Here is an 8,376-nt window from a genome sequence, read left to right as displayed (position 1 = left end):
TACCAGGATGAAAACCTGGCGTCCTAACCGATAGACGAACGGACCGTTGTTTTGCAACAGCACTACTTCTGTAATGCGGATGCAAAAATACAACTATTTTCTATTTGCGCAATAGCTAAGCTCATTTTTTTTTATTTTTTTAATAAGCCTTAGCAAAAAGCACTCTTCCAATCGAAGGATTCCCAGTAAACACACAGCTTCCCGCCTGTTCTACCCTATCCAAGGGAATACATCTTATCGTTGCTTTTGTCAATTCCTTGATCTTCTCTTCAGTAGCTGCAGTTCCATCCCAATGTGCTGAAACAAAGCCACCTTCACTATCAAGAACTGTCTTAAATTCATCAAAACTATTTACTTCAGTGATATGCGTATTTCTATAATTTAATGCTTTTTCGAATAAATCATTTTGAATTTGCTCCAATAAATCTCCAATATAATTTGTGATTTCGGCTTTAGAAACTACTTCTTTTGTCAAAGTATCTCTTCTTGCAACTTCAAAAGTTCCGTTTTCTAAATCTTTTGGACCTACAGCAATTCGAACTGGAACTCCTTTTAATTCCCATTCAGCGAATTTAAACCCAGGTTTCTGAGTTGTTCTGTCATCAAACTTTACAGTAATATTTAACTTTCTTAAAGCTTTTACCAAAACCTCTACTTCCTTTGAAATAGCTTCTAATTGTTCATCACTCTTATATATAGGAACAACAACAACTTGTATCGGAGCTAAATTTGGAGGTAACACTAACCCTTGATCATCCGAATGAGTCATAACTAAAGCTCCCATCAATCTTGTAGAAACTCCCCAAGAAGTTCCCCAAACGTGTTCTTGCTTACCTTCTGCATTTGCAAACTTTACATCAAAGGCTTTAGCAAAATTCTGGCCTAAAAAGTGTGATGTTCCTGCTTGCAATGCCTTACCATCCTGCATTAATGCTTCAATACAATACGTTTCTTCAGCTCCTGCAAAACGCTCTGTTTCGGTTTTCAATCCTTTTATAACTGGAATTGCCATGAAATTTTCAGCAAAATCAGCATAAACGTTCATCATTTTCTCTGATTCTTCAATTGCCTCTTTTCTCGTTGCGTGAGCTGTATGCCCTTCTTGCCATAAAAATTCAGCAGTTCTAAGGAATAATCGGGTTCTCATTTCCCAACGCACAACATTTGCCCATTGGTTTATCAATAAAGGTAAATCTCTATATGATTGTACCCAACCTTTATATGTAGACCAAATAATAGCTTCACTAGTTGGACGAACAATAAGCTCTTCTTCTAGTTTCGCGTTTGGATCAACCATTAATTTTCCTGCTTTATCAGGGTCATTTTTTAATCTATAATGTGTTACAATAGCACATTCTTTTGCGAATCCTTCTGCATTTTTCTCTTCAGCTTCAAACATACTTTTGGGAACAAACAAAGGAAAATAAGCATTTTGATGTCCTGTTTCCTTAAACATTCTATCGAGTTCTGCTTGCATTTTTTCCCATATCGCATAACCATATGGCTTTATAACCATACATCCTCTAACCCCTGAATTTTCAGCTAAATCGGCCTTCACCACCAACTCATTGTACCATTTTGAATAATCTTCTGCTCTTGTTGTTAGGTTCTTGCTCATATTGAATAATTTGGCATAATATTTGTTTCTTAAATTTTAACTAATTAATTACGCAAAACTAACTAATTTTGTATTGTCCAACAATAAAATAATCTGCCGAAATGAAAACAAACACATTAATTACTCGAAAAACATCCCTTTATTTCTTAATCGGATTTTTGAGTTTGATATTAACCTCTTGTGGTTCTTATCAAAACAGCTCCTATTATGATAATGACGGCGTATATAACACAAATGGTGAGAAAGTTGTTGTAAAAGATAATCAAGCAACATCATCCTCGGTTCAATATCAGCAATATTTCAAGTCCTTACAAAGTACAGACTCTGACGAGATATTTACTGACGTAAATAGCTATGGCAGCAATTACGATACCGGAAACGATTCTATACAAAGACCATCTACAGGATACGCTTCATGGGGTAGTGCTCCTGAACAAACAACAGTAACTGTATATCCAGATACTTCTTGGTATTTCGGTTATGGATGGGGGTACCCATATTATGGCTATGGATGGGGATACCCATATTATGGTTGGGGTTATTACCCTCCTTATTGGGGTTATCCAATTTATGGTTATCCAATTTATGGATACCCTGGATATGGCCACATAGGACACGGTCATCCAATAGCTACTCCATACGCTTATAACTATAGCCGCAGAGGATCTTCGTATGGTGGAAACTACAATAGAGTTACACCTTATAACAGAAATAGTGTTACTGCTTACAATAGAAACAGCATCTCTAACAGAAACAGTATTTACAACAACAATACTTTCAATAGAAATAGTGCTAATAATATTGTAAATAAACAAGCTCCGACTTTTACAAATAGAAATAGTTATTCTACTAATAATTCATCTAGAAGCTATACACAAAGCCAATATAGAAATAGCAGTAGTAATTACACTCAAAACAGAAGCAGCAATAGTTCTAGCCAAAGCTATCAAAGATCAAGTAACTATACTCCAAGCAACAACTCGTACAGAGGTAGCAGCAGTAGTATGTCTAGCGGTGGCGCAAGAATGTCTGGTGGCGGTGCAAGAATGTCTGGCGGTGGCGGAAGAAGATAACAAATTCTAATTAAGAAAATTTATTAACCTTAAACTCACCCCCAATGAAAAAGAACCTCTTGTTGTTTTTAACAGTAGGACTAACATTTTCTACAACATATTCTCAAGAAATAAAAGACGCAGTACGTTATACTAAAAGTGATCTACAAGGAACCGCTCGTTTTACAGCAATGAGCGGTGCTTTTGGAGCACTCGGAGGAGATTTATCTTCTATAAATGTGAATCCTGCGGGATCATCCGTTTTTAATAATAATCAGTTTTCCACTACCATGGGATTTTATGATATTAAAAACAACTCCAATTATTTTGATTCCTCTACTTCTACTAGCGAGAATAACTTTGACCTAAATCAAGCAGGTGGAGTCTTTGTTTTTAAAACCCAGGATCCTAATAGTCATTTGAAAAAATTTTCAATGTCTATCAATTATGAGAATAGTAATAATTATGAGAATTCTACATTTTCTGCAGGTGTAAGCCCAATTCATTCTGTAGATGAATATTTTATTAGTTATGCAACTGGTGTGCCTTTGGGCTTGTTGCAAAACAACAATTATGCCGACTTAGATCATGGTGCACAACAAGCTTATTTGGGATATCATGGCTATGTCATTAACCCTGTTTCTGAGACAGACAGCAATACTTTATATACATCTAATGTTAGACAAGGAGGAAATTATTACCAAGAAAATAGTGTTTATTCAGATGGTCATAATGGAAAGTTGATATTCAATGGTGCATTTCAGGTTGACAACTTGTTTTTTGGACTTAATTTAAATTCGCATTTTACTGATTATGTACAGAATTCCAATTTTTATGAATTCAACAATAATAATCCAGGGATAAATTATGAAGTTCAAAGCTTAAGCTTTTCTAATACTTTACATACTTATGGCTCAGGATTTTCATTTCAAATTGGAACAATTGCAAAATTAACAGATCAAATTCGTTTGGGTTTTGCATATGAATCTCCAACATGGTATAATTTGAGAGATGAATTTTCGCAAAGACTTTCTTCTATAAGAAACAACAATTCAAACACACTTCCTCCAGATGTAGTAGATCCTTTAGTTATCAATTATTACGCTCCATATGACCTGCAAACTCCAAGCAGCTTAACTGCAAGTTTTGCTTATGTTTTTGGAAAATCAGGATTGCTTAGTATTGATTACAAATACAAAAATTACAGCCAAACGGAATATGGTCCTGAAAATGATCAATATTTCAGAGATTTGAACAGAGTATTGGAAAACACATTGGGTAGTTCAAATGAAATAAGAGTTGGTGGCGAATACAGAATACAAAATTTAAAACTGAGAGGTGGCTACCGTTTTGAAGGAAGTCCATATAAAAATGGTACAACCATTGGTGATTTAAACAGTTTCTCAGGAGGGCTTGGCTATAATCTAGGATTTATTAAACTTGACTTTTCATATGTTCATGTTAATAGCTCTTCACAAGAACAATTTTTCTCTCAAGGGTTTACACAAGCTGCACGAATCAATTCGTACAAAAACAATTACACAATGACTTTTACATTTGAAATGTAGTCATCAAACAATAATTAATACTTAACAAGGAAGCTGTCATAACTGGCAGCTTTTCTTTTAATAAATTGTCAAATCAACTCCACGCCATTATTAGCCAAGACCTAATTTTGAAACGAAAGAAGCAGGGTTTCCACAAAAAATTGTAATTTTGCGGATTCCTAAATTATAAGGAATAATAATATTATGAGAACGAAGTCTTTAAAAAAGAACAAAATAAATGTGATCACGCTAGGGTGTTCCAAAAATGTATATGATAGTGAAGTGTTGATGGGACAACTTCGCGCGAGCGGAAAAGATGTGACTCATGAAGCCAAAGCCGAAGATGAAGGAAATATTATCGTGATAAATACTTGTGGTTTTATTGATAATGCCAAAGCAGAATCGGTAAACATGATTTTGGAATATGCTGATAAAAAAGAGCGTGGACTTGTTGACAAAGTCTTTGTAACCGGATGTTTATCTGAAAGATACAGACCTGATTTAGAAAAAGAAATTCCGAATGTAGACCAATATTTTGGAACAACAGAATTGCCTTCTTTATTAAAAGCTTTGGGAGCTGATTATAAACATGAATTACTTGGAGAACGTTTGACAACAACTCCAAAAAATTACGCTTATTTAAAAATTTCTGAAGGTTGCGACAGACCATGTAGTTTTTGTGCTATTCCTTTAATGAGAGGGAAAAACGTTTCTCAAACTATCGAAAAATTAGTTAAAGAAGCTGAAGGTTTAGCAAGAGATGGTGTAAAAGAATTAATTTTGATTGCTCAGGACTTGACCTATTATGGCCTTGATTTATACAAAAAAAGAGCACTTGGCGAATTATTGGAAGCTTTGGTAAAAGTAGAAGGAATAGAATGGATTCGTTTGCATTACGCCTTCCCTACTGGTTTCCCAATGGACGTTCTTGACATCATGAAACGCGAACCTAAGATTTGTAATTATATTGATATTCCGTTGCAACACATCGCTGATTCAGTTTTGAAATCAATGCGTCGCGGGACAACTCAAGAAAAAACTACACAATTATTAAAAGATTTTAGAGCTGCGGTTCCAGGCATGGCTATCAGGACTACTTTGATTGTAGGTTATCCTGGAGAAACTGAAGAAGATTTTAATACTTTGAAAGACTTTGTTCAGGAAATGAAATTTGACAGAATGGGCTGTTTTGCCTATTCTCATGAAGAAAACACACATGCTTACTTACTTGAAGATGATGTTCCTGCCGATGTAAAACAAAATCGCGCCAACGAAATTATGGAATTACAATCTCAAATCTCATGGGATTTGAATCAAGAGAAAGTGGGGAAAACTTTTAAATGTATTATTGACAGAAAAGAAGGTGGTCATTTTGTAGGTAGAACTGAATTTGACAGCCCAGACGTAGACAATGAAGTTTTAATTGACGCAACAAAACACTATGTAAAAACTGGTGATTTTGCCATGATTAAAATTATTGAAGCAACAGAATTTGATTTATACGGAGAACCAGTTTAGATTTTTAATTTCAAGATTGTATTTTATGAAAACAATTAAAACAGTACTGTTAGTTGCATTTTTAGTTTTATCAGCCAACACTATTTCAGCTCAATATTACAATAATGGTTACGGAGGTGGATATGGTGGCGGTTACGGAAATGGATACGGAAGATCTAATCAAATACCACAGGCAGGCGATAATCAACAAATTAAACCTAAAGTTATTCCTGTAGAGGAAACTGCTGCTAAAATAGTAGCTTTTTACAAAAAGGAACTTAATTTGGATGCTCTACAAGAAGTTGTTGTAAACAATATTTACGTAAAATCACTAAAAAAAGAAGAAATCCTGATGAAAAAGGAAATTAGTGACGATGAAAAAAAAGAAGAATATAAGATTCTGACTGACATGACAGAAATGGAAATAAAGCAAATTTTAAATAAAGATCAAAAGGAGAAATTCAAAATCTTGATTGATGAAAGAAATAGCAAAATGGAAGCTAGAAAACACTAAGATTTTTAAACATTTTGAAAACCAACTATGAAAAAGAATTTTTACTATATCATTCTTATTATTTTTGCATTTTCCTGTGGTACAAACCCTCATAAATCAAGTGAAAAGGTTTATAATGACCAAGTAAAATCCTTAAAAGAAACCATTGCCGAAAAAGAAGCTGTTCCTTTAAAAAGCGAACCTTATGTAGTAATTGATAGTATCGCATATCGATATAACAATCAATTACTTAATTATAAAGATACTCTTTCTAAAATCGATAATAAGGTTTTACAAAACGGTATTGTTTCAGAATGGGTTGGTACTGTTAATTTCAATTTGAGAAAGCCAAATTTTATTATTCTCCATCATACAGCGCAGGATTCTGTACAGCAAACTTTGAAAACTTTCACTTTAAAAGCAACTAACGTCAGCGCGCATTATGTGATTGGAAGAGACGGAAAAGTGATTCATATGCTCAATGATTATTTAAGAGCCTGGCATGCTGGAAATGGTTCATGGGGAAAAGATACCGACTTAAACTCTAGCTCACTAGGAATAGAACTAGATAATAATGGATCAGAACCTTTTTCCGACCTACAGATTAATTCACTATTGGCACTTTTGACCAAACTAAAAAAAGAATACAATATCCCTACCCAAAATATTATTGGACATGCGGATATTGCTCCAAGCAGAAAAAGAGACCCAAGCGCTCTATTTCCTTGGAAATTGTTAGCCATGAATGGCTTCGGAGTTTGGCCAGACGATCCACTTCCTTGTCCCCCACCAGAGTTTAATGCTGAACAAGGTTTACAAATAATTGGCTATAATACCAAAAATTTATCTTCAGCAATTATGGCTTTCAAACTTCATTATATCCAAACTGAGGTGAATGATATTTTGGACGAAAAAACCATTAGCACAATCTATTCAGTTTCAAAAAAATAGAAATTCTATATTTTAAAAAGCGCTTTTTAGTCATTCTAAGAAGCGCTTTTTATTTTCAATTGCTAATATAAAAGCTTTTCCATAAAAGTATTTTTTACCTATATTTAAACACAAATAGCTCATTCAAATTAACAATGAATAAGCAACATCCTAGACAATGATCAAACCAAAAATATGGTTATCCTCACCACATATGGGGGGCACTGAAATAAACTATATACACGATGCTTTTGATTCAAATTGGATAGCTCCTTTTGGGTCAAACGTTACCGAATTTGAACATCAATTAGAAAAATATTTAGCAAAAGGTCTTTTTGCAACCGCTTTAAGCTCTGCTACGGCAGCCATTCATTTAGGCTTAATTCTTTTGGATGTAAAACCCGGAGATGTGGTCATTTGTCAATCATTAACGTTTACCGCATCGGCTAATCCAATACTCTACTTAAGAGCCACTCCTGTTTTTATTGATAGTGAACCCGAAACTTGGAATCTGTGTCCGGTCGCTTTGGAAAATGCTATAGTTGATACCATCTCTAAAGGTCAGATCCCAAAGGCAATAATTACAGTACATTTATATGGAGTGCCTTATAAAATAGATGAAATTAAGGCTATAGCCAACAAATACAGTATTCCAATTCTGGAAGACAGCGCCGAAGCCTTGGGAAGCAGTTATAAAGGGCAAAAATGTGGCACATTTGGAGATATCAGCGTTTTTTCTTTTAACGGAAATAAAATTATAACAACTTCTGGAGGCGGAGCTATAATTACTTCCAGCCATCAATTAAAGAAAAAAGTACAATTTCTTGCGTCACAGGCTAAGGACGAAGCTCCTCATTACGAACACAGCATATTAGGCTACAATTATCAAATGAGCAATGTTTGTGCTGGCATCGGGCGTGGTCAAATGGAAGTTCTCGATAAACATATTGCTTTACGAAGAGCTATGCACGATTTTTATGTATCGCTTTTTGAAAATATTTCTGGGATCACCGTTTTTTCAACAACAGATCCAGATTATTATCCTAATTACTGGCTTACCTCTATACTTGTAAATCCCTCGGAAACCAAAAACGGAATTGATAAAGAAACCATTCGGTTGACTTTGTTGGATTCAAATATAGAATGCAGGCCTTTATGGAAGCCTATGCATCTTCAACCTTTATATAAAGACTATCCATTTTATGGAAATAAAGTCGCTGAAACATTATTTGAAACCGG

The 8,376-nt window shown here is 34.5% G+C and carries 7 protein-coding genes; 6 read left to right on the top strand and 1 reads right to left on the bottom strand.

Going from position 1 to position 8,376, the window contains the following annotated elements; translation table 11 throughout:
• Nucleotides 1–139 precede the first annotated feature (139 nt).
• Entirely contained in the window at nt 140–1,618 is a 1,479-nt protein-coding gene (gene proS, locus VLC96_RS16760; RefSeq protein WP_325264764.1) for a proline--tRNA ligase, read from the bottom strand.
• 101 nt (nt 1,619–1,719) lie between these two features.
• Here proS and VLC96_RS16755 point away from each other — a divergent pair, with 101 nt between their 5' ends.
• From VLC96_RS16755 to VLC96_RS16730, 6 genes are all read left to right on the top strand, one after another.
• On the top strand, nt 1,720–2,691 hold the full coding sequence (locus VLC96_RS16755; RefSeq protein ID WP_325264762.1) for a hypothetical protein: 972 nt from the start codon (nt 1,720–1,722) through the stop codon (nt 2,689–2,691).
• A gap of 44 nt (nt 2,692–2,735) precedes the next feature.
• Nucleotides 2,736–4,238 carry an OmpP1/FadL family transporter gene (locus VLC96_RS16750; protein WP_325264761.1) on the top strand — a complete coding sequence of 501 codons (1,503 nt, stop codon included), beginning with the start codon at nt 2,736–2,738 and terminating at the stop codon, nt 4,236–4,238.
• Between the two features lie 183 nt (nt 4,239–4,421).
• Entirely contained in the window at nt 4,422–5,735 is a 1,314-nt protein-coding gene (rimO, locus tag VLC96_RS16745; RefSeq protein WP_325264760.1) for a 30S ribosomal protein S12 methylthiotransferase RimO, read from the top strand.
• Nucleotides 5,736–5,760: 25 nt separating this feature from the next.
• Nucleotides 5,761–6,228, top strand: coding sequence for a hypothetical protein (locus VLC96_RS16740; protein ID WP_325264758.1), 468 nt, complete (start codon nt 5,761–5,763; stop codon nt 6,226–6,228).
• Nucleotides 6,229–6,255: 27 nt separating this feature from the next.
• Nucleotides 6,256–7,158: an N-acetylmuramoyl-L-alanine amidase gene (locus VLC96_RS16735; RefSeq protein ID WP_325264757.1), complete on the top strand. Its 903-nt coding sequence runs from the start codon at nt 6,256–6,258 to the stop codon at nt 7,156–7,158.
• 157 nt (nt 7,159–7,315) lie between these two features.
• Nucleotides 7,316–8,376 (top strand): DegT/DnrJ/EryC1/StrS family aminotransferase (locus VLC96_RS16730; RefSeq protein ID WP_325264755.1); only part of this gene is annotated, 1,061 nt, incomplete at its 3' end.

This window comes from Flavobacterium sp. (assembly GCF_035456085.1).
GTDB lineage: Bacteria > Bacteroidota > Bacteroidia > Flavobacteriales > Flavobacteriaceae > Flavobacterium.
Note: the sequence above shows the minus strand (reverse complement) of the source record. Positions and strands in the feature narration are given on the sequence as shown.

Bases quoted from the DNA above. Each gene is read 5' to 3' on its own strand.
- proS (WP_325264764.1), bottom strand. From the start codon at position 1,618: ATGAGCAAGAACCTAACAACAAGAGCAGAAGATTATTCAAAATGGTAC.
- VLC96_RS16755 (WP_325264762.1), top strand. From the start codon at position 1,720: ATGAAAACAAACACATTAATTACTCGAAAAACATCCCTTTATTTCTTA.
- VLC96_RS16750 (WP_325264761.1), top strand. From the start codon at position 2,736: ATGAAAAAGAACCTCTTGTTGTTTTTAACAGTAGGACTAACATTTTCT.
- rimO (WP_325264760.1), top strand. From the start codon at position 4,422: ATGAGAACGAAGTCTTTAAAAAAGAACAAAATAAATGTGATCACGCTA.
- VLC96_RS16740 (WP_325264758.1), top strand. From the start codon at position 5,761: ATGAAAACAATTAAAACAGTACTGTTAGTTGCATTTTTAGTTTTATCA.
- VLC96_RS16735 (WP_325264757.1), top strand. From the start codon at position 6,256: ATGAAAAAGAATTTTTACTATATCATTCTTATTATTTTTGCATTTTCC.